At 68.9% G+C, this 19,712-nt stretch carries 15 protein-coding genes; 7 read left to right on the top strand and 8 right to left on the bottom strand.

What is annotated here, in order from left to right; genetic code table 11:
• Positions 1-87 precede the first annotated feature (87 nt).
• Complete coding sequence (gene purL, locus AB1281_RS23125; RefSeq protein WP_430347150.1) at positions 88-3,972, bottom strand: phosphoribosylformylglycinamidine synthase; 3,885 nt, start codon at positions 3,970-3,972, stop codon at positions 88-90.
• Between the two features lie 819 nt (positions 3,973-4,791).
• On the opposite strand from purL, the gene AB1281_RS23120 reads away from it, so the two are divergent.
• Positions 4,792-6,891: a glycosyl hydrolase family 18 protein gene (locus AB1281_RS23120; protein WP_197587112.1), complete on the top strand. Its 2,100-nt coding sequence runs from the start codon at positions 4,792-4,794 to the stop codon at positions 6,889-6,891.
• 110 nt (positions 6,892-7,001) lie between these two features.
• Here the strand turns inward: AB1281_RS23120 and AB1281_RS23115 are convergent, their stop codons facing one another.
• The gene (locus AB1281_RS23115) at positions 7,002-7,784 is read right to left on the bottom strand and encodes a thioredoxin fold domain-containing protein (protein WP_430347149.1); all 783 of its coding nucleotides are present in this window, start codon (positions 7,782-7,784) and stop codon (positions 7,002-7,004) included.
• 100 nt (positions 7,785-7,884) lie between these two features.
• Positions 7,885-8,862, bottom strand: a complete 978-nt coding sequence (gene xerD / locus AB1281_RS23110) for a site-specific tyrosine recombinase XerD (protein ID WP_046428433.1) — start codon at positions 8,860-8,862, stop codon at positions 7,885-7,887.
• Between the two features lie 56 nt (positions 8,863-8,918).
• Here xerD and AB1281_RS23105 point away from each other — a divergent pair, with 56 nt between their 5' ends.
• Positions 8,919-9,410 carry an RDD family protein gene (locus AB1281_RS23105; protein WP_430347148.1) on the top strand — a complete coding sequence of 164 codons (492 nt, stop codon included), beginning with the start codon at positions 8,919-8,921 and terminating at the stop codon, positions 9,408-9,410.
• 120 nt (positions 9,411-9,530) lie between these two features.
• Here the strand turns inward: AB1281_RS23105 and lptG are convergent, their stop codons facing one another.
• Complete coding sequence (gene lptG, locus AB1281_RS23100) at positions 9,531-10,637, bottom strand: LPS export ABC transporter permease LptG (RefSeq protein ID WP_075675412.1); 1,107 nt, start codon at positions 10,635-10,637, stop codon at positions 9,531-9,533.
• A complete protein-coding gene (gene lptF / locus AB1281_RS23095) occupies positions 10,634-11,716 on the bottom strand; it encodes an LPS export ABC transporter permease LptF (protein ID WP_014035922.1) in 1,083 nt (360 codons plus the stop codon). The genes lptG and lptF overlap by 4 nt, the downstream gene beginning before the upstream one ends.
• A 104-nt stretch (positions 11,717-11,820) precedes the next feature.
• Here lptF and AB1281_RS23090 point away from each other — a divergent pair, with 104 nt between their 5' ends.
• The 5 genes from AB1281_RS23090 to AB1281_RS23070 all read left to right on the top strand — a co-directional run bounded on the left by AB1281_RS23090 (position 11,821) and on the right by AB1281_RS23070 (position 17,835).
• Entirely contained in the window at positions 11,821-13,299 is a 1,479-nt protein-coding gene (locus AB1281_RS23090) for a leucyl aminopeptidase (RefSeq protein WP_430347147.1), read from the top strand.
• Positions 13,300-13,381: 82 nt separating this feature from the next.
• Entirely contained in the window at positions 13,382-13,807 is a 426-nt protein-coding gene (locus AB1281_RS23085; protein ID WP_005415211.1) for a DNA polymerase III subunit chi, read from the top strand.
• A 19-nt stretch (positions 13,808-13,826) separates the two neighbouring features.
• Entirely contained in the window at positions 13,827-14,018 is a 192-nt protein-coding gene (locus tag AB1281_RS23080) for a YqaE/Pmp3 family membrane protein (protein WP_014035920.1), read from the top strand.
• Between the two features lie 33 nt (positions 14,019-14,051).
• Complete coding sequence (locus tag AB1281_RS23075; RefSeq protein ID WP_430347146.1) at positions 14,052-16,880, top strand: valine--tRNA ligase; 2,829 nt, start codon at positions 14,052-14,054, stop codon at positions 16,878-16,880.
• 133 nt (positions 16,881-17,013) lie between these two features.
• On the top strand, positions 17,014-17,835 hold the full coding sequence (locus AB1281_RS23070; protein ID WP_430347145.1) for an EamA family transporter: 822 nt from the start codon (positions 17,014-17,016) through the stop codon (positions 17,833-17,835).
• A 104-nt stretch (positions 17,836-17,939) separates the two neighbouring features.
• On the opposite strand, the gene rimI is transcribed toward AB1281_RS23070, so the two are convergent.
• Genes rimI through pssA form a run of 3 tightly spaced genes read right to left on the bottom strand, consistent with a single transcriptional unit; the run spans position 17,940 to position 19,710 of the window.
• Positions 17,940-18,437 carry a ribosomal protein S18-alanine N-acetyltransferase gene (rimI, locus tag AB1281_RS23065; RefSeq protein ID WP_014035917.1) on the bottom strand — a complete coding sequence of 166 codons (498 nt, stop codon included), beginning with the start codon at positions 18,435-18,437 and terminating at the stop codon, positions 17,940-17,942.
• On the bottom strand, positions 18,434-18,937 hold the full coding sequence (locus AB1281_RS23060; protein ID WP_430347144.1) for a hypothetical protein: 504 nt from the start codon (positions 18,935-18,937) through the stop codon (positions 18,434-18,436). Before AB1281_RS23060 ends, rimI begins: the two co-directional genes overlap by 4 nt.
• Positions 18,934-19,710 (bottom strand): CDP-diacylglycerol--serine O-phosphatidyltransferase, encoded by a 777-nt coding sequence (gene pssA, locus AB1281_RS23055; protein WP_005415206.1) that lies wholly within the window; start codon positions 19,708-19,710, stop codon positions 18,934-18,936. Before pssA ends, AB1281_RS23060 begins: the two co-directional genes overlap by 4 nt.
• Positions 19,711-19,712 lie beyond the last annotated feature (2 nt).

Raw genomic sequence — 19,712 nt, 5'->3', positions numbered from 1 at the left:
GTTTCACGCGCGCAAAGAAAAACCCGCCGACACAGCGGCGGGTTTCTCCATACGCGATGGCATTGCGGCCTGCGCGGAACGACGCGATCAGCCGCACCACACCCGCGCGTTGCGGAACATGCGCATCCACGGCGAATCACCCTGCCACTCGGCCGGGGCCCAACTCAGGTTGAGCGCGCGCGGGGTGCGTTCCGGGTGCGGCATCATGATGGTGACGCGGCCGTCGGTGCTGGTCAGGCCGGTGATGCCGTCCGGCGAACCGTTCGGGTTCAGCGGGTACTGGCTGGCGATGTTGCCATGGCCATCGATGTAGCGCAGCGACACGCGGGCGGCAGCCTGGTCGACAGCATTGTCGAACACCGCCTGGCCTTCACCATGCGCCACCGCCACCTGCAGGCGCGAACCGGCCATGCCACGCAGCAGGATCGACGGCGATTCCACCACTTCCAGCAGCGCAGTGCGGGCTTCGAACTGCTCGCTGGCGTTGCGACGGAACTGCGGCCAGTGCTCGGCACCCGGGATGATGTTCTTCAGCTGGCTCATCATCTGGCAGCCGTTGCACACGCCCAGTGCGAAGCTGTCTTCGCGCGCGAAGAACGCGGCGAAGGCATCACGCAGCGCGCGGCGCTCCAGGATCGAGGTGGCCCAGCCACGGCCGGCACCGAGCACGTCGCCGTAGCTGAAGCCGCCGCAGGCGACCAGGCCGGTGAAGTCCTGCAGCGCCACGCGGCCTTCGATCAGGTCGCTCATGTGCACGTCGAAGGCGCGGAAGCCGGCACGTTCGAAGGCGTTGGCCATTTCGATCTGGCCGTTGACGCCCTGCTCGCGCAGCACCGCCACGCGCGGACGCGCGCCGGTGCTGATGAAGGGTGCAGCCACGTCTTCGTTGAGGTCGAAGCTGAGCTTGGGCTTCAGGCCCGGCGCAGTGAAGGCACGGGCGACCTCGCGCTCGGCATCGGCGTTGGCCGGGTTGTCGCGGCGCTTCTGCATCGCGTGGGTGACCGACCACCAGGCATCGAACAGCGCGTCCCAGCGCCATTCGGCCAGGTTCTCGCCGCCCAGCGACACGCGCACCACCGGCGCGGTGGTCGGCTTGGCAATGCGCTGTGCGCATTCGGTCAGTGCGTGGCGTTCGACCAGGTCGGCGAACGCAGCGCGGTCTTCGCGCGCGATCTGCACCACCGCACCCAGTTCTTCATTGAACAGGCTGCGGAACGGATCATCGCCCCAGGCATCAAGGGTGATGTCCAGGCCCAGGCGCGAGGTGAACGCCATTTCGCACAGGGCGGCGAAGGCACCACCGTCGCTGCGGTCGTGGTAGGCCAGCAGCAGCCCGGACTGGCGCGCATCGCGGATCAGTTCGAAGAAGCCACGCAGGCGCTGCGGGTCGTCCAGGTCCGGAGCGGCACCAGCGAAGGCCGGCAGCTCACCGTGGTCGGCATGCACCTGGGCCAGGATCGAACCGCCCAGGCGCTGCTTGCCGGCGCCGAGGCCGATCAGCCACAGCTCGCTGTCCACGTCGCGGTCGAGCAGCGGGGTCAGCTGCTGGCGCACGTCGGCCACCGGCGCGAACGCCGAGATCACCAGCGACACCGGCGACACGCTCTTGTGCGCTTCGCCCTGGTCGTGCCACTGCGCCTGCATCGACAGCGAGTCCTTGCCGACCGGGATGCTGATGTCCAGCTGCGGGCACAGTTCCATGCCCACCGCCTTCACCGCGTCGTACAGCAGCGCGTCTTCGCCCGGGTGGCCGGCCGCGGCCATCCAGTTCGCCGACAGCTTGATCTCGTCCAGCGCATCGACCGGGGCCGCGCACAGGTTGGTCAGCGCTTCGCCCACCGCCATGCGTGCCGACGCGGCGGCGTCGAGCAGGGCCAGCGGGGTACGCTCGCCGATCGACATCGCTTCACCGGCCACGCCATCGAAGTCGGCCAGGGTGATCGCCACGTCGGCCACCGGCAGCTGCCACGGGCCGACCATCTGTTCGCGCGCGGTCAGGCCGCCGACGCTGCGGTCACCGATGGTGACCAGGAAGTTCTTCGAGGCGACGGTCGGGTGCGCGAGCACGCGCAGCCCCGCTTCCTGCAGGTCCAGGCCACCGGTCTTCAGCGCCGGCCAGCGCGGGGCCGGCGGGTGCGCGGTGTCGCGGTGCATCTTCGGCGGCTTGCCGAACAGCACGTCCATCGGCAGGTCGATCGGCGCATCGGCCGGGGTGTGGCCCGGCACGGCACCGTAGGCCACCACCAGGTGCTCTTCTGCGGTAGCCACGCCAACGGCGGCGAACGGGCAGCGCTCGCGGGCGCACAGCGCGGCGAACTCGGCCAGGCGTTCCTGGGCCACGCCCAGTACGTAGCGTTCCTGCGACTCGTTGCACCACAGCTGCATCGGCGACAGCGACGGATCATCGGTAGGCACCTTGCCCAGGTCGATGACACCGCCGACCTTGGAGTCGTGCAGCAGTTCCGGGATGGCATTGGACAGGCCACCGGCACCGACGTCGTGGAAGAACTTGATCGGGTTGTTGGCGCCCATCGCCACGCAGCGGTCGATGACCTCCTGGCAGCGGCGTTCCATTTCCGGGTTGTCGCGCTGCACGCTGGCGAAGTCCAGGTCCTCGGCGCTCTCGCCCGAAGCCACCGAACTGGCCGCACCGCCGCCCAGGCCGATCAGCATTGCCGGACCGCCCAGCACGATCACCGCGTCACCGGCCTGCAGCTGGATCTTGTCGACCTGCACGCGATCGATCGCGCCGAGGCCACCGGCCAGCATGATCGGCTTGTCGTACGCACGCACCAGATCGGCGCCTTCCGGCAGCTCGAAACTGCGGAAGTAGCCGAGCAGGTTCGGGCGGCCGAACTCGTTGTTGAACGCAGCACCGCCGAGCGGGCCGTCGGTCATGATTTCCAGTGCCGGTGCCATGCGCGGGTTCAGCGCGCGCGGCGCTTCCCACGGCTGCGGCAGCTCGGGAATGCGCAGGTGCGAGACCGAGAACCCGGACAGGCCGGCCTTTGGCTTGCCGCCGCGGCCGGTCGCGCCCTCGTCGCGGATCTCGCCACCGTTGCCGGTCGATGCGCCCGGGAACGGTGCGATCGCGGTCGGATGGTTGTGCGTTTCCACCTTGATCTGGAACGCGCTGGGCACCTGCGGCTCGCGGCGGTATTCACCACTGGCCGGATCGGGGCGGTAGCGCGAGGCCGGATGGCCTTCGATCACCGCGGCATTGTCGCTGTACGCGCTGAGCGTGTGCTGCGGGGTCTGCTGGTGGGTGTTCTTGATCATCCGGAACAGCGAGCGGTCCTGCTCCTGGCCGTCGATGGTCCAGCTGGCGTTGAAGATCTTGTGGCGGCAGTGCTCGGAATTGGCCTGCGCGAACATCATCAGTTCGACGTCGGACGGCGCGCGGCCGAGCGCGGTGAAGCGTTCGCGCAGGTAGTCGATCTCGTCCTGGGCCATGGCCAGGCCGAAGCGCTGGTTGGCGGCCTCCAGCTGGTCCACCGGCACGCGCTCCAGTTCACCCCGGGCCGGTGCCGAGAACAGCGCCTGGCCCTGTTCCACGGTCTCCAGCACCGACTGCGTCATCGGGTCGTGCAGCGCCTTGACCAGCGCCTGCTGGGCGGCGGCATCGGCCGGCCAGCCCTGCACGTCGATGCGCAGGCCACGCTCGACCCGGCTGACCGGCTGGCCGGCACCGCGGACCAGTTCGGTGGCCTTGCTCGACCACGGCGACAGCGTGCCCAGGCGCGGCACCACGATGCGGCTGACCGCGCCCTCGGCCACGGCTTCGGCCTGCGGCGCCGCTTCGAGGATGCGGCACAGGGTGGTCAGGTCGGGGGCGGCGCTGCCTTCGGGCTGCACGAAGTAGACGTGCCAGGCGCCGCTGATGCGCAGGGAGGGAGCGATGGACTGCAGGCGGGATTCAAGACGTTCGCGGCGGAACGGCGACAGGGCGGGCGCGCCCTCGAGGACCATCATGTCCGGGGAACCGTAGTTGGGAAACGGGCCCGACATTGTACCGGAAGCGGGGGGTGGGCTTTGGCCGGGCGGCGCCCGGCACCCGCCGAAGCCACGGCAACGGCAACAGCAACTGCCAAAGCGAAAGCGGGGTTCCCGTGGGATGACGGGGTGGGTCCGGTGGCGGGGGACGCCGTAAATACGTCCTTGTAGGCTCGGGCGCGCCATCCATGGCGCTCACGCCCCCGCAACCGGACCCACCCCGCCTTCGACAGTTTTCTGCGATCTGCGGTAGATCCACGCCATGCGTGGATGCTCTGCGGTAATGCCGGCCGCTGGCCGGCAACCAGGGAACATCGGAAATCAGGCGTTGAAGAGCGAAGCGACCGGCTTCTGCTTTCGATTTCTTGTTCTGTCTTCCGTGGCTGGCCGCGCAGGAACCTGTCCGTGGCCGGGCGGGTGGGCTGCGCAGGGGCGTAAGCGCCATGGATGGCGCGCCCGAGCCTACAAGGACGTATTCACGGCGTCCCCTGCGCAGCCCACCCGCCCGGCCAACCCCCAGAAATCCGCTGTTCGCGGAAAGCCCCAGCCACGAGGGGCTCCGCCGATGGCCGCCGACCGCGCGCAGCGCCGCCCTCCGCCCGGATCCCCGAACCATGCGCTTGCTCACGGATTGACCACGCGATTGATGACAACGTTGTCCCCACCTGACGCCGGACTCTCTCCCCGGCCTCCCAGGTACCCCGTCCGCCCCCTCCGTCGCCTTCCCGGGCGACGCCCGGACCTGCGTCACGCGCGGCGCCATCGGGGCCCGCGCGCCCTTTGATCGGAGACTTACCCATGTACGACCCGATTGTGCGCAGTGCCGAACGTGCGACCCGAAGCTGTCGTCCCCGCCGCCTGGCCTGGCTGCTTGCCCTGGCCGCCGGTACCGCCGCCCTGCCCGGCCTGGCGCAGGCCGCCAGCTGTGCCGGCGTGGCCCAGTGGGACCAGGCCAAGATCTACCGGGCCGGCGATACCCTGCAGAAAGGAGGCGTCCTCTATCGGGCGAACCAGGACATCTGGAACGCGCCGCCGGACCATCCGGCCGGTGCGCCCTACTACACCAACCTCGGTGCCTGCGATGGCAGCGGCAGCAACCAGCCGCCGGTGGTCAGCCTGACCTCGCCGGCCAACGGCGCCACCTTCAGCGCCGGCAGCACCGTCAACGTGACCGCCAACGCCAGTGACCCGGACGGCAGCGTCGCCAAGGTCGAGTTCTTCCGCGACGGCAGCTCGCTGGGTGTCGCCACCAGCGCGCCGTATGCGGCCAGCTGGGCCAATGCCAGCGCCGGCAGCCACACCCTGCGTGCGGTCGCGACCGACAACAACAACGCCACCACCAGCACCCCGACCATCACCATCACCGTCAACGCCGCCGGTGGCGATACCACCGCACCGAGCGTGCCGGGCGGGCTGGCGGTTGGCACCCGCACCGCCAACAGCATCGCGCTCAGCTGGAGCCCGTCCACCGACAACACCGGTGGCAGCGGCATGGCCGGCTATGACGTGTACCGCAACGGCAGCCTGGTCGGTTCGCCGTCCAGTGCCAGCTATGTGGATGGCGGGCTGACCGCGTCGACCACCTACCGCTACCGCGTACGTGCCCGCGACAACGCCGGCAATGCGTCGGCACAGGGCACCGAGATCAGCGCCACCACGCTGGCCGGTGACGGCGGTACCACCGGCAAGCGGGTCATCGGCTACTTCACCCAGTGGGGCATCTACGGCCGCAACTACCGGGTCAAGAACATCGACAGCAGCGGCTCGGCCGCACGCCTGACCCACATCAACTACGCGTTCGGCAACGTGCGCAACAACCGCTGCGAAGTGGGCATCACCCAGCCGTCGGATCCGAACAGCGGTGCCGGTGGCGATGCCTTCGCCGACTACACCAAGGCCTTCAGCGCCGCCGAGAGTGTCAGCGGCAGCGCCGATACCTGGGACCAGCCGCTGCGCGGCAACTGGAACCAGCTCAAGCAGCTCAAGGCCAAGTACCCGGGCATGAAGGTGCTGATCTCGCTGGGTGGCTGGACCTGGTCGCGTGGTTTCTCCAGCGCAGCGCGCCCGGAAAACCGCCAGGCCTTCGTCGCCTCGTGCATCGACGCTTACATCAAGGGCAACCTGCCGGTGACCGACGGTGCCGGTGGTGCGGGTGCAGCGCTGGGCGTGTTCGACGGCATCGACATCGACTGGGAGTACCCGGTGGCCTGCGGCATCGAATGCGGCAAGCCGGAGGACAACGCCAACTTCACCGCACTGATGGCCGAGTTCCGCCGCCAGCTCGATGCGGTGCGTCCGGGCCTGTTGCTGACGGTGGCGGTGGGTGCCGGCATCGACAAGATCCGCGTCACCGATCCGGCCGCGTACCACCCGTACCTGGACTACATCAACGTGATGACCTACGACTTCCACGGCGCGTGGGATGCGAAGACCAATCACCAGTCGGCGCTGTTCGATTCGCCGAATGATCCGTCCACCGGCGACCAGAAGCTCTACAACAGCAACGACGCCATCGAGGCCTTCATCAGCCGTGGCGTGCCCGCCGCCAAGCTCAACCTGGGCATCGGCTACTACGGGCGTGGCTGGACCGGTGTGGCCAACGCCAACAACGGCCTGTACCAGACCGCGACCGGCGCCGCCCCGGGCACGTATGAAGCCGGCATCGAAGACTGGAAGGTACTGAAGAACCTGGCGTGGCCGGGCTACACCGACAACACCGCCGGTGCCACCTGGATCTACAACGGCAGCACGCTGTGGAGCTTCGATACCCCGGCCAACATCACCCGCAAGATGGGTTACGTGAAGACCCAGGGCCTGGGCGGCGCGTTCGTCTGGGAGTTCAGCGGTGACGATGCGCAGGGCACGCTGACCAAGGCGGTCAGTGATGGCCTGAAATAAGCAAAAAGCCGGGGGCGCATTGTGTGCCCCCGGCCTCTGATCTGTAGCGCCGAGCCCATGCTCGGCTGATGGTTCCGCAGTCGAGCATGGCTCGACGCTACGATTCCGCGTCAGCGCTTCTCGGACAGCTTGTCCAGCGCCGCACGCAGCTGTGCCGGCGGCAGGTAACCGCCCAGCTGGGTGCCATCCGGCGCGAAGATCGCCGGCGTGCCATTCACGCCCAGCTGCTGGCCCAGCGCGTACTGCATCGCCACCGGGTTGGTGCAGTTCTTGGCCGGCACGCTGCCACCGCGCTTGGCGTTGGTCAGGGCCTGGCGACGATCCGCTGCACACCAGACCGAAATCATGTCGGTGTAGTCCTTGCTGCCCAGGCCCATGCGCGGGAACGCCAGGTACTCGACGGTGATGCCGTTGCGGTTGAGCTCGGCGATGTCCTGGTGCAGCTTGCGGCAGTAACCACACTCGATGTCGGTGAACACGCTGATGGTGTACTTGGCGTTCGGCGCGGCGAACACGATGCGATCGCCGTGGTTGGCCTTGGCCAGCAGGCCACGACGGTAACCGAGCAGGCCTTCACTGTTGGCCGGGCCCTTGGCGCGGGTGTCGTAGGGCTGCGACTGGAACAGGTAGCGACCGTCATCGGACACGTACAGCAGCTGGCCGGAGACCACCACTTCGCGGAAGCCGGGGAACGGCGCGGCACCGATGTAGTCCACCTGGAAGCCGGGATTCAGCGCGGTCAGCGCGGCGCGCACGGCCTGGTCGGCCGAACCGTTGGCGGCCGGGCTGGCCTTGGCCGCAACGGCAGGTGCCTTGGCGGCCGGCGGGGCCGGCTGGGCGCAGGCGGTCAGGCTGAGCGCACCGAACACGGCGGCGATGGCAAATCGGAGCATGGAGCGATCCGCAACAGAAGAAGATCCCGGATTCTGACACAGCCACCGGAACCGGGCCGCGACGCCCGGCACGGCCCCGGGCAGCGATTCAGCCCGGCGCTCAGCCGCGCGGATGGTGGCGGGCGTGCAGCTTCTGCAGATGCTCGCGCGCCACCAGGGTGTAGATCTGGGTGGTCGACAACGAGCTGTGGCCGAGCAGCATCTGCAGCGCGCGCAGGTCGGCACCGCGGTTGAGCAGATGGGTGGCGAAGCTGTGGCGCAGGCCATGCGGGCTGATCCGCGCCGGGTCGATGCCGGCCACCTGCGCGTGGCGCTTGACCAGGTGCCAGAACGCCTGCCGGGTCAGCGCATGCAGCGTCGGCTCGATGAACAACGGGGTCTGCCCATCGGCCAGGGCGTGCACCTTGCCCTTGCCGACCAGCAGCGGGCGCGACTGCTGCAGGTAACGCTCCAGCCAATGCTGCGATTCCTCGCCCAGCGGCACCAGCCGTTCCTTGCTGCCCTTGCCGGTGACCCGCAACACGCCCTGGCGCAGGTTGACTGCAGTCGCCGGCAACAGCACCAGCTCGCTCACGCGCAGGCCGGCGGCATACATCAGTTCCAGCATGGCGCGATCGCGCAGGCCCAGCGGGCTGTCGATGTCCGGTGCCGCCAGCAGCGCATCGATCTGGCTTTCGGCCAGCGCCTTGGGCAACAGCCGTGGCAGCTTCGGCGGGTCGAGCAGCGCACTGGGGTCTTCGCTGCGTTCGCCACGGCGCACGCCATCGGCGAAGAACGCCCGCAGCGCCGACAGCAGTCGCGCATTGCTGCGCGGCGACCAGCCATGCCGGGTACGCCAGGCCAGGTAGTCGAACAGCCCGGGCCGTTCGATGCCGGCCAGGCCGCCGTCGCGCCCATCCATCCAGCGCGCCAGCCCTTCCAGGTCACGCCGGTAGCTGTCGAGGGTGGCGCGGGCCAGGCCGTTCTCGGCCCAGATCGCATCGAGGAAGCGCTGGATGCGCACGCTGTCGTCGGCGCGCAGCTCGGGCAGTTGCTGGACCAGCTGGCGGCGTTCGGCGGGGGTGGAAACAAGGGCCATGCGTGCAGGATACGAGGGCCACTGCGGGCACGGCCAGCTTTGCGTATGCTCGGCGCATGTCCCGCCCTGCCACCGACACGGCCCCTGCGGCCGCTACCGAAATGCCCCGCCCACGTGCCTTGTTGGCCTGGCGCGTGCTGGCGATGGTCTACGACGCACTGCCGGTGCTGGCGCTGTGGATGCTGGCCGGCACGCTGTTCACCCTCGCCTACACCTTCAGCGGCCACGCGCAGCGCGAGAACATCGCACCGTTCAGTGCCTGGCAGTGGCTGCTGTGGGCGGTGTGCTGGGGAATCACGGGGTGGTACGCCACGGCCAGCTGGCGCCGTGGCGGACAGACGCTGGGCATGCGCCCGTGGCGGCTGAAACTGCAATCGAGCAATGGCACGCCGCTGCGGCGCGGCCAGCTGTGGCTGCGCTACGCAGTGGGCACGCTGTCACTGCTGCTGGGCGGGCTGGGATTCTGGTGGGCCTGGGTCGACCGCGACCGCCTGACCTGGCATGACCGCGCCAGCAGCACCCGCGTGGTGCGCCTGCCGAAGCGGTAAGGCGCTGTCTGTAGAGCCGGGCCTATGCTCGGCTGCTTTTCACGCACCGCACGCCAGCCGAGCATGGGCTCGGCTCTACAGAAATCCGCGCGTTGGCCGTCCTGGCCGGCGCCACAGCACTCAGCCCGATTTGCGCCGGAACAGCAGGCCGGACACCGCCAGCATCACGATCGGGGGCAGCGCATAGGCGATGCGGTAGTCGAACTTCAACGCACCGGCCATGCGGCCGAAGAACAGCTGCAGCAGCCAGAAGCCCAGGGCGAACAGGATGCCCAGGAACAGGCGCTTGCCCATGCCGCCGCTGCGCAGCGACCCGAACGCGAACGGCACCGCCGCCAGGCACAGCGCCAGCACGTTCACCGGGTAGAACCAGCGGCTCCAGTACACATCCTCGAAATCGCGCGCGTCCAGCCCGTTGCGCTGGCGGTAGGCAATGCTGGTGCTCAGCTCGGCCACGCTGAGGTTCCGCGGCTTGGCGATGCCGGTGGCCAGCGCCGCCGCATCCAGCTTCGAGCTCCATGGCTCGCGCGCCACTTCCTGGCGGGTCGCCGAGCGCTCGCCGAAGGTGTCGCGGCGTACCCCGGTCAGCACCCAGCCGTCCTTGTCGTGCTCGGCGGTGGCGGCATGGGTCAACGAGGCGATGTTGCCGTCTTCGGCGATCCGGTACAGGCGCACGTCACGCAGGATCAGCCGCGTGCCCTTGTCGCCCACCAGCTGTTCCTCGCCGCTCTGGGCGTTGAGGAAGGTGTCGCCTTCGCGTGCCCACAGGCCGGAGTAACGGGTGGTGGAGATGTCCCGTCCCCACTTGGCACTGGCCTTCAATGCGTCGGCACGGTCCTGGCCCCACGGGCCCAGCGTCTCGGCGCTGAGCACCATCACCGCGGTCAGCAGCGACAGCGCGATCGCCACCGACACGCTCAGGCGCTTGCGCGACAGGCCCAGCGCACGCAGTGCGGTCAGCTCCGAGGTCGCGGCCAGCTGGCCCAGGCCCATCAGCGCGCCGATCACCGCGGCCGTCGGGAACATCGTGTAGGCGCGGCGCGGCACCGTGTACAGCACCCACGCGGCGGCATGGCCCAGGGTGTAGCCGTTCTTGCCGATGTCCTTGAACTCGCCGGAGAAGGCCATCACCACGTCCAGGCCGACCAGCACCGCCCAGGTCAGCAGCACCGTGGTGAACACCGACTGGCCCAGGTACAGGTCGAAACGCATCGGGCGCAGCCTCATGCGCGGGCTCCCTTCGGGCGGCCCAGGCGGCCATCGCGTGCATACATCCAGATCGACAGCGCCAGCAGCGGCAGGGTCAGCCACCACAGGCCCAGCGCAGGGGGAATCTTGCCGTTGGCGATCCAGCCACTGCCGATGAACATGAGGTTGGTGCCCACCATGTAGGCCATCAGGGCCAGCATCATGCGGCCGTAGCGCTGCTGGCGCGGCGAGCTGCGGCCCAGCGGCACGGTCAGCAGGGCAAAGGCCAGCGCGATCAGCGGCGGTGCCAGGCGGCGGTGCAGCTGCGCCTGCGCCTGCGGGCGCTCATCGCCGATCAGCTTCAGGGTCGGCATCAGTTCCGGGTCGTCCTCGGTGCGGGTCTGTGCGCCATCGGGCAGGGCCACGTCGTTGCGGGCAAAGGTGGCCAGGCGGTAATCCAGCGCGCCGGCCACCGGCCCTTCCACCTGGTGGCCGTCGTCCAGCTCCAGGAAGCGCTGGCGGGTGCCCTCGAAGTACATGCGGCCGCTGTTGGCCGACACCACTTCCAGGCGGTCGTCCTTCTGCCGCTGCAGGAACACCTTGCCCAGCTCGGTGCCGTCGGGCGAGATCGAGGACAGGTAGACCACGCCACCGTTGGGCAGCGGCGTGAACCGGCCCGGCTCCAAGCCGGCCATCAGCACGCTGCGGTTGGCCTCGATGATCATCTGCTCGGCCACCCGGCCGGCCCACGGGCCCAGCCACAGCGAGCAGGCGCCGACCAGCAGCACCACCGGCACCACCAGCATCAGCAGTGGCCGCAGCAGCCGCTTGGGCCCCACGCCGATGGCGGTGATGACCGCCATCTCCGAGTCGCGGTACAGCCGGGCCACGGCCAGCAGCAGGCCCAGCATCAGCGCCAGCGGCAGGATCAGCGGCAGGTAGGCGATGAACTGCAGGCCCAGCTGCGAGAACAGCAGCTTGGCCGGCAGGCGCCCGTCGGCGATGTTGCCGAGGATGTCCACCAGCACGCCGCCCACGCTGACCACCAGCAGGACGATCAGGGTAGCCAGGAAACTCTGGACGAAATCGCCCAGCAGGTATCGGTCGAGCTTCAGCATGGGGCGGTGGTTTAAACTCTGGGGTTCGTTCGCGGTGCCGCCCAGTCTACTGTCTGGGCGTAAACGGCCTGCGATTGTACGGACTCGCCAATGGAATCTGCTCAATGGCCCTCGAATTCACCCTGAACCACGTTGCTCCGGCCGCCGCCACCGTTGATTGCCTGGTGGTCGGCGCGTATGCCGACCATACCCTGACCCCGGCCGCGCAGGCCCTGGACGCCGCCAGTGGTGGCCGCCTGGCCGCCCTGGCCCAGCGCGGCGACCTGTCCGGCAAGACCGGCGCCACCACCCTGCTGCACGACCTGCCGGGCGTGACCGCCCCGCGCGTGCTGGTGGTCGGCCTCGGCGAAGCTGCCCGCTTCGGCGTGCCGCAGTACCTGAAGGCCATCGGCGACGCCGTGCGCGCGCTGAAGGCCGGTGCCACCCGCAGCGCGCTGTTCACCCTGTCCGAAGTGGCCATCAAGGACCGCGACGCGGCCTGGGCGATCCGCCAGGCGGTGATCGCCGCCGATCACGCTGCTTACCGCTACACCGCCACCCTGGGCAAGAAGAAGGCCGACGATGCCGGCCTGGCCCAGCTGGCCGTTGCCGGTGACGACGCCCAGGCGCTGGCCCAGGGCCAGGCCATCGCCGCCGGTGTCGAGTTCGCCCGCGAACTGGGCAACCTGCCGCCGAACTACTGCACCCCGGCCCATCTGGCCGAGGTCGGCGTGAAGTTCGCCGGCGAGCACGATGGTGCCGAAGCCGAGATCCTCGACGAGCACCAGATGGAAGCGCTGGGCATGGGCTCGCTGCTGGCCGTGGCCCGCGGTTCGGCCAACCGCCCGCGTCTGGTCGTGCTGAAGTGGAACAATGGCGGCGACGCCAAGCCGTATGTGCTGGTCGGCAAGGGCATCACCTTCGATACCGGTGGCGTCAACCTGAAGACCCAGGGCGGCATCGAGGAGATGAAGTACGACATGTGCGGTGGCGCCAACGTCATCGGCACCTTCGTCGCCGCGGTCACGGCCAAGCTGCCGCTGAACCTGGTGGTGGTGGTGCCGGCGGTGGAGAACGCCATCGACGGCAACGCCTACCGTCCGTCCGACGTGATCACCTCGATGTCGGGCAAGACCATCGAAGTCGGCAACACCGACGCCGAAGGCCGCCTGATCCTGTGCGACGCGCTGACCTACGCGCAGCGCTTCGAGCCGGCCGCGCTGGTCGACGTCGCCACCCTGACCGGTGCCTGCATGGTCGCCCTCGGCCACCAGACCGCCGGCCTGATGAGCAAGCACGACGACCTGGCCAACGAGCTGCTGGCCGCCGGCGAGCACGTGTTCGACCGCGCCTGGCGCCTGCCGCTGTGGGACGAATACCAGCCGATGCTGGATTCGACCTTCGCCGACGTCTACAACATCGGCGGCCGCTGGGCCGGCGCGATCACCGCCGGCTGCTTCCTGTCGCGCTTCGCCGAAGGCCAGCGCTGGGCCCACCTGGACATCGCCGGCGTCGCCAGCGATGAAGGCAAGCGTGGCATGGCCACCGGCCGTCCGGTCGGCCTGCTGAGCCAGTGGCTGCTGGACCAGGTCGCCCGCGCCTGATGCCGTACCCGACCCTGGCCGGCCTCTGCCGGCCAGGGCCTCGCCCGGCACTGCCGGGCCCCTGCCTGACCCGGACCCTGCCATGCCCCGCGCCGACTTCTACCTGATCGCCAAGCCCCGCTTCCTGACCGAGCCGTTGCGCCTGGTCTGCGAACTGGCGCGCAAGGCCAACGACGCCGGGCTGTTCACCCTGGTGCTGGCCCGTGACCAGGCCCAGGCCGAGGAACTGGACGAGCTGCTGTGGGCGTTCGACAACGATGCCTACATCCCGCACCAGATCGCCGGGGAAGACATGGACGAGGAAGAGGCCCTGGTGCTGATCGCCGTGCCCGGCACCGAGGCACCGGCGCGTCCGCTGGTGATCAACCTGCGCGACGAGCCCTGGCTGGGCCAGTGCGAGCGCGTGCTGGAAGTGGTTCCAGCCGATCCGGAAGCACGCGAACCGCTGCGCGAGCGCTGGCGCCAGTACAAGGCCGCCGGGTACGACCTGAACAAGCACGACATGTAAGCCCAGCGAGGACCCCTTGATGCGCCTGCTGATCGCCCTGATCCTTCCCTGGCTGTCCTTCTTCACCATCGGCCGACCGCTGGCCGGCATCGTCTGCCTGATCCTGCAGATCACCCTGATCGGCTGGCTGCCCGCCGCCATCTGGGCCGCCTACGCGGTCAGCCAGTACCACACCGACCAGAAGATCCGGCGCGCCCTCGGGTCGCGCTGATCTCCCTTCCGCCTTGATTACCGGTTCCCCCGCATGACCCAACTCGCCTCCAGCTACGACCCGAAGTCCTTCGAGACCGACCTCTACGAGGCCTGGGAGAAGGCCGGCCACTTCAAGCCGTCCGGCACGGGCGAGCCGTACACCATCCTGCTGCCGCCGCCGAACGTGACCGGCACCCTGCACATGGGCCACGCCTTCCAGCAGACCCTGATGGACGCGCTGGTGCGCTACCACCGCATGCGCGGCTACGACACGCTGTGGCAGGTCGGTACCGACCATGCCGGCATCGCCACCGAAATGGTGGTAAGCCGCAACCTGGCGCTGGAAGGCAAGGGCGAGACCCGCGATTCGCTGGGCCGCGAAGGCTTCATCGGCAAGGTCTGGGAGTGGAAGCAGCAGTCCGGCGACACCATCGAGCGCCAGATGCGCCGCCTCGGCACTTCCGCCGACTGGTCGCGCAGCACTTTCACCATGGATCCGCAGCCGTCGGCGGCGGTCAACGAAGCCTTCGTGCGCTGGTACGAGCAGGGCCTGATCTACCGCGGCCAGCGCCTGGTCAACTGGGACCCGGTGCTGAAGACCGCGATCTCGGACCTGGAGGTGGAGAGCGCCGAGGAAGACGGCTTCCTGTGGTCGATCGCCTACACGCTGGATGAGGGCCTGAGCTACGAGCACGTCGAGCGCGATGCCGACGGCGTGGAAACCCTGCGCGAAACCCGCGACTACCTGGTTGTCGCCACCACCCGCCCGGAAACCCTGCTGGGCGATACCGCGGTGATGGTGCACCCGGAAGACGCGCGTTATGCGCACCTGATCGGCAAGAGCGTGGTGCTGCCGCTGACCGGCCGCCGCGTGCCGGTGATCGCCGATGACTACGTGGACCGTGCGTTCGGCACCGGCGTGGTCAAGGTCACCCCGGCGCACGATTTCAACGACTACGAAGTCGGCGTGCGCCACAGCCTGCCGATGATCAACCTGTTCACCCCGGTGGCGGCGCTGAATGAAAACGCGCCGGAACGCTTCCAGGGCCTGGACCGCTATGCCGCGCGCAAGGCCGTGCTGGCCGAGCTGGAAGACCTGGGCATCCTGGTCGAAACCAAGGCGCACAAGCTGCAGGTGCCGCGCGGCGACCGTACCGGCCAGGTGATCGAGCCTTACCTGACCGACCAGTGGTTCGTGAAAATGGACGACCTGGCCAAGCGCGGCCTGGAACTGGTCGAGGACGGAAGCATTTCCTTCGTGCCGCCGAACTGGATCAACACCTACCGCCACTGGATGAACAACATCCAGGACTGGTGCATCAGCCGCCAGCTGTGGTGGGGCCATCGCATTCCGGCATGGTTCGACGAAGCCACCGGCAGCTGCTACGTCGGTCGCAGCGAAGAGGAAGTGCGGGCAAAGAACAACCTGGGCAGCGACGTGGTGCTGAACCAGGAAAGCGACGTGCTGGAGACCTGGTTCTCCTCGCAGCTGTGGCCGTTCTCCACCCTGGGCTGGCCGAACGAGCAGGCCATGGCCGAGCGCGGCTTCGACCGTTACCTGCCGTCGTCGGTGCTGATCACCGGCTTCGACATCATCTTCTTCTGGGTGGCGCGCATGATCATGGCCACCGACAACCTGGTCGGGAAGATCCCGTTCAAGGACGTCTACTTCACCGGCCTGATCCGCGACGGCCAGGGCCAGAAGATGTCCAAGAGCAAGGGCAACGTGCTCGACCCGCTGGACATCATCGACGGCATCACCATCGACGACCTGGTCGCCAAGCGCACCGGCGGCCTGATGCAGCCGAAGATGGTGGAGAAGATCGAGAAGGCCACCCGCAGGGAATTCCCGGACGGCATTGCCGCCCACGGTGCCGATGCGCTGCGCTTCACCATCGCCGCGCTGGCGACCCACGGCCGCGACATCAAGTTCGACATGAACCGCGCCGAGGGCTACAAGAACTTCTGCAACAAGCTGTGGAACGCCAGCCGCTTCGCCCTGATGAACACCGAGGGTGCTGCGTTCACCGGCGTGCCGACCCCGCGCACCGATGCCGAACGCTGGATCCTCGCGCGCCTGGCCGCGGTGTCCACCGAGGCGCAGGGCCACTACGCCAACTACCGCTTCGACCTGCTGGCGCAGTGCCTGTACGAGTTCGCCTGGAACGAGTTCTGCGACTGGTTCCTGGAGCTGAGCAAGCCAGCACTGAACGGTGCCGACGCCGCCGACGCCGAAAGCACCCGCCACACCCTGCTGTACGTGCTGGAAGCGCTGCTGCGCCTGCTGCACCCGCTCACCCCGTTCATCACCGAACAGCTGTGGCAGCAGCTGGCCCCGCGCCTGGGCCTGGCCGAAACCACGCTGTCGCTGCGCCCGTACCCGACCGCCGCCGAGTTCGAAGGCGATTTCGCCCAGGCCGAGGCCGACGTGGAATGGCTGAAGGCGGTGATCAGTGCGGTGCGTCGCGTGCGCAGCGAACTGAACGTCGCCCCGTCCAAGCAGGTGCCGCTGCGCCTGCAGGCCGGGCTGGAGCAGGATCGCGTGCGCATCGAACGTTTCAGCGCCTCGCTGTCGTTCCTGCTGAAGCTGGACAGCGTCCAGTGGCTGGCCGAGGGCGAAAGCGCACCGCCGGCCGCCGCCGCGATCGTGGGCGAGCTGAAGCTGCTGGTGCCGCTGGAAGGCCTGGTCGATCTCGATGCCGAGCGCGCGCGCCTGGACAAGGAGATCAAGCGCGTGGAAGGCGAGCAGGAAAAGAGCGAAGCCAAGCTGGCCAAGTTCACCGACAAGGTGCCACCGGCGGTGGTCGAGCAGGAGCGCGTGCGCCTGGTCGACTGGAACACGCAGCTGGCCGGCCTGCGCGAGCAGCGCGCGAAGCTGTAACGCCGCGCTCGGGTGTGTGCCAACCAAGGTTGGCACCTACCGCGGCGGGAGAGGTTGGCACCCACCGAAGCGGAATCGGAAACGCCGGGCGATGCCTGGCGTTTCCATTTGCCCCGCATGGCATCATCGACGGATGCCGCTTTCCATCTTCCTGCTTGTTCTCGCTGCCGCGGCGCTGCATGCCAGCTGGAATGCGATCGTCAAGCGCGGGCCGGACAAGTTTCTCGGCACCGTACTGGTGACCGGCAGTGCCGCGCTTCTGTCGGCCGCTGCCCTGCCTTTCCTGCCCTTCCCGGCCGCGCGCAGCTGGCCCTGGCTGGGCGCATCGGTGCTGTTGCAGGTGACCTATTACGGGCTGGTCGCACGCTGTTACCAGCAGGTCGACATGAGCCTGGCCTACCCGCTGATGCGTGGCAGCGCGCCGATCCTGGTCGCGCTGGCGGGCACCCTGCTCGGTGAGCCATTGCCCGCCGCAGCGTGGCTGGGCGTGGTGCTGGTGAGCACCGGCATCCTGTGCATGGCACTGGGGGCGCGCGGCGGCCAGCTGCGCCTGCCGCTGCTGACCGCGGCGATGATCGCCACCTACACCCTGGTCGATGCACAGGGCGCGCGGCAGTCAGGCAGCGCGCTCAGCTACACGCTGTGGCTGTTCCTGCTGTCGGGCATTCCGCTGCCGCTGTGGGCGTTGTACACGCGCGGCGGCGCGGTGCTGGGCTATGCGCGGCAGCATTGGCCACTGGGCCTGGCCGGTGGCGTCGGCACCACGGCCTCCTATGCGATGGCGTTGTGGGCCATGACCCAGGCGCCGGTGGCGATGGTCTCGGCGCTGCGCGAATCCTCGATCCTGTTCGCGCTGCTGATCTCGGTGTTCCTGCTGCGCGAACGCATACCGCGCGCGCGCTGGCTGGCGGCGGCGTTGATTGTGGGTGGCGTGCTTGCCCTGCGGATGGCGTGAGGAAAGCGTGCCAACCAAGGTTGGCACCTACCGCGGCAGGCGATGTGTCGATCACAGCGGAGACCCGTCGGTAGTGCCGGTCGCTGGCCGGCAACCAGTCTGCGTTACAGCGGCGGCATTGCCTGCAGGTCGCCGTCGACCAGTTCGATCGCCATCACCACCGCATCCTCGCGGCCCTGTGCCGCCGGGTAGTAGCGCGGGCGGCGGCCGATCTCGTTGAATCCTTCGCTGTGGTACAGCGCCAGCGCCGGCGCGTTGGACGGACGCACTTCCAGGAATACGCGCTGTGCGCCGCGGTCGGCGGCCAGCTGCACCAGCGCGCGCAGCAGCTGGCGACCCAGCCCGCGCGACTGTGCCAGCGGATCGATGCAGATGTTCAGCACGTGCGCTTCATCGGCGGCGATGCTGAGCACGCCATAGCCGATCAGCAGGCCATCGCGCTCCATCGCCAGGCCGGGATAGCCGGCGCGCAGGCAGTCGATGAAGATGCCGCGGGTCCAGGGGAAAGGGTAGCCCCGCAGTTCGATCGCCATCACCGCATTGAGGTCGCTCTCGCGCAGCGCACGCAGGCTGACCGGGCCGGGCCGGGTGACCGCACTCATGGCGTGCCCCGCTTGCGCAGGGCACGCAGCTGCGGCCACAGCGCACGCTTGGCAGCCGGGTCGTGGCGCAGCTGGTCCAGCGGCCAGCTGTCCATCAACCGCTGCGTAGCCGGGTCGTTCGGGTTGCAGCCGGACGCACGCAGCAGCGCGATCTGCAGGCGATCCGGCAGGCGGACCACCGGCTGGCGTGCGTTGCCGCTGGGCATCGGGCGCTCAGCCGCCGGTACGGTATCCGGGGCGCTGACCGGCGTTTCGCGGCGCGGCGGTGCCGGGCGTTCCGGGCGGGCTGCGGGCGCCGGCCCGGCATGCTGTTCGCGCGACGGCACGGCGGCACGCACCGGTTCCGGCGGGGCGACGCTGGCCTCGGCTTCGGCCACGCTCAACTGCAGCGCGGCATCCAGCTCGGCAGCCAGCTGGCCGTCGTGATAGACGGTATAGCCCATGGCCTGCAGCCAGGCCTGCTGGGCCGGTGACCACAGCACGGGCAGGTCCTCGCTCACGCGGCCTCGGGCTTCTTGCGCAGGCGCTGCACGGCCCACATCACCGGGCCGGACAAGGCGTATAGGATGCCGACCGCGAACAGCACGCGCGGCAGGTCGATGACCGCAATGGCGATGGCCACCGGCACCAGTGCCAGCACCAGGAACGGCACGCGGTCCGAACGGGTGCCCTTGGCAGCGCCGCCCTTGAAGCTCCAGAAGCGGATGCGGCTGACCATCAGCAGCGCAGCGATGATCGTCACCGCCAGCGCCACGTAGCGCAGCTGGTTGCCGTCCCAGCCCAGGTTGCCATCAGCGAACGCCCAGACGAAGGACATCATCAGGCCCGCTGCGGCCGGGCTGGCCAGGCCGACAAACCAGCGCTTGTCGACCACTGCCACCTGGGTATTGAAGCGGGCCAGGCGCAGTGCCGCGCAGGCCGCGTACAGGAAGGCCACGGCCCAGCCGACGCGGCCGAGCAGCGGATCGTCGAACTTCAGCCACGACAGCGACCAGTGGTACATCACCAGCGCCGGGGCCATGCCGAAGCTGACCAGGTCGGCCAGCGAGTCGTACTGCACGCCGAATTCACTGCTGGTGCCGGTCAGGCGCGCCACGCGCCCGTCCAGGCCATCCATCACCGCCGCCACGAACACGGCGATGCTGGCATTGACGAAATCCCCGTTGGCCGCGGCGATGATCGCGTAGAAGCCGGCGAACAGGCCGGCGGTGGTGAACAGGTTGGGCAGCAGGTAAATCGTGCGCGAGCGCGGCGGCGGTGTGATCGGGTCCATGG

Source organism: Stenotrophomonas sp. NRRL B-14846, assembly GCF_050473585.1.
Taxonomy (GTDB): Bacteria; Pseudomonadota; Gammaproteobacteria; order Xanthomonadales; family Xanthomonadaceae; genus Stenotrophomonas.
Note: the sequence above shows the minus strand (reverse complement) of the source record. Positions and strands in the feature narration are given on the sequence as shown.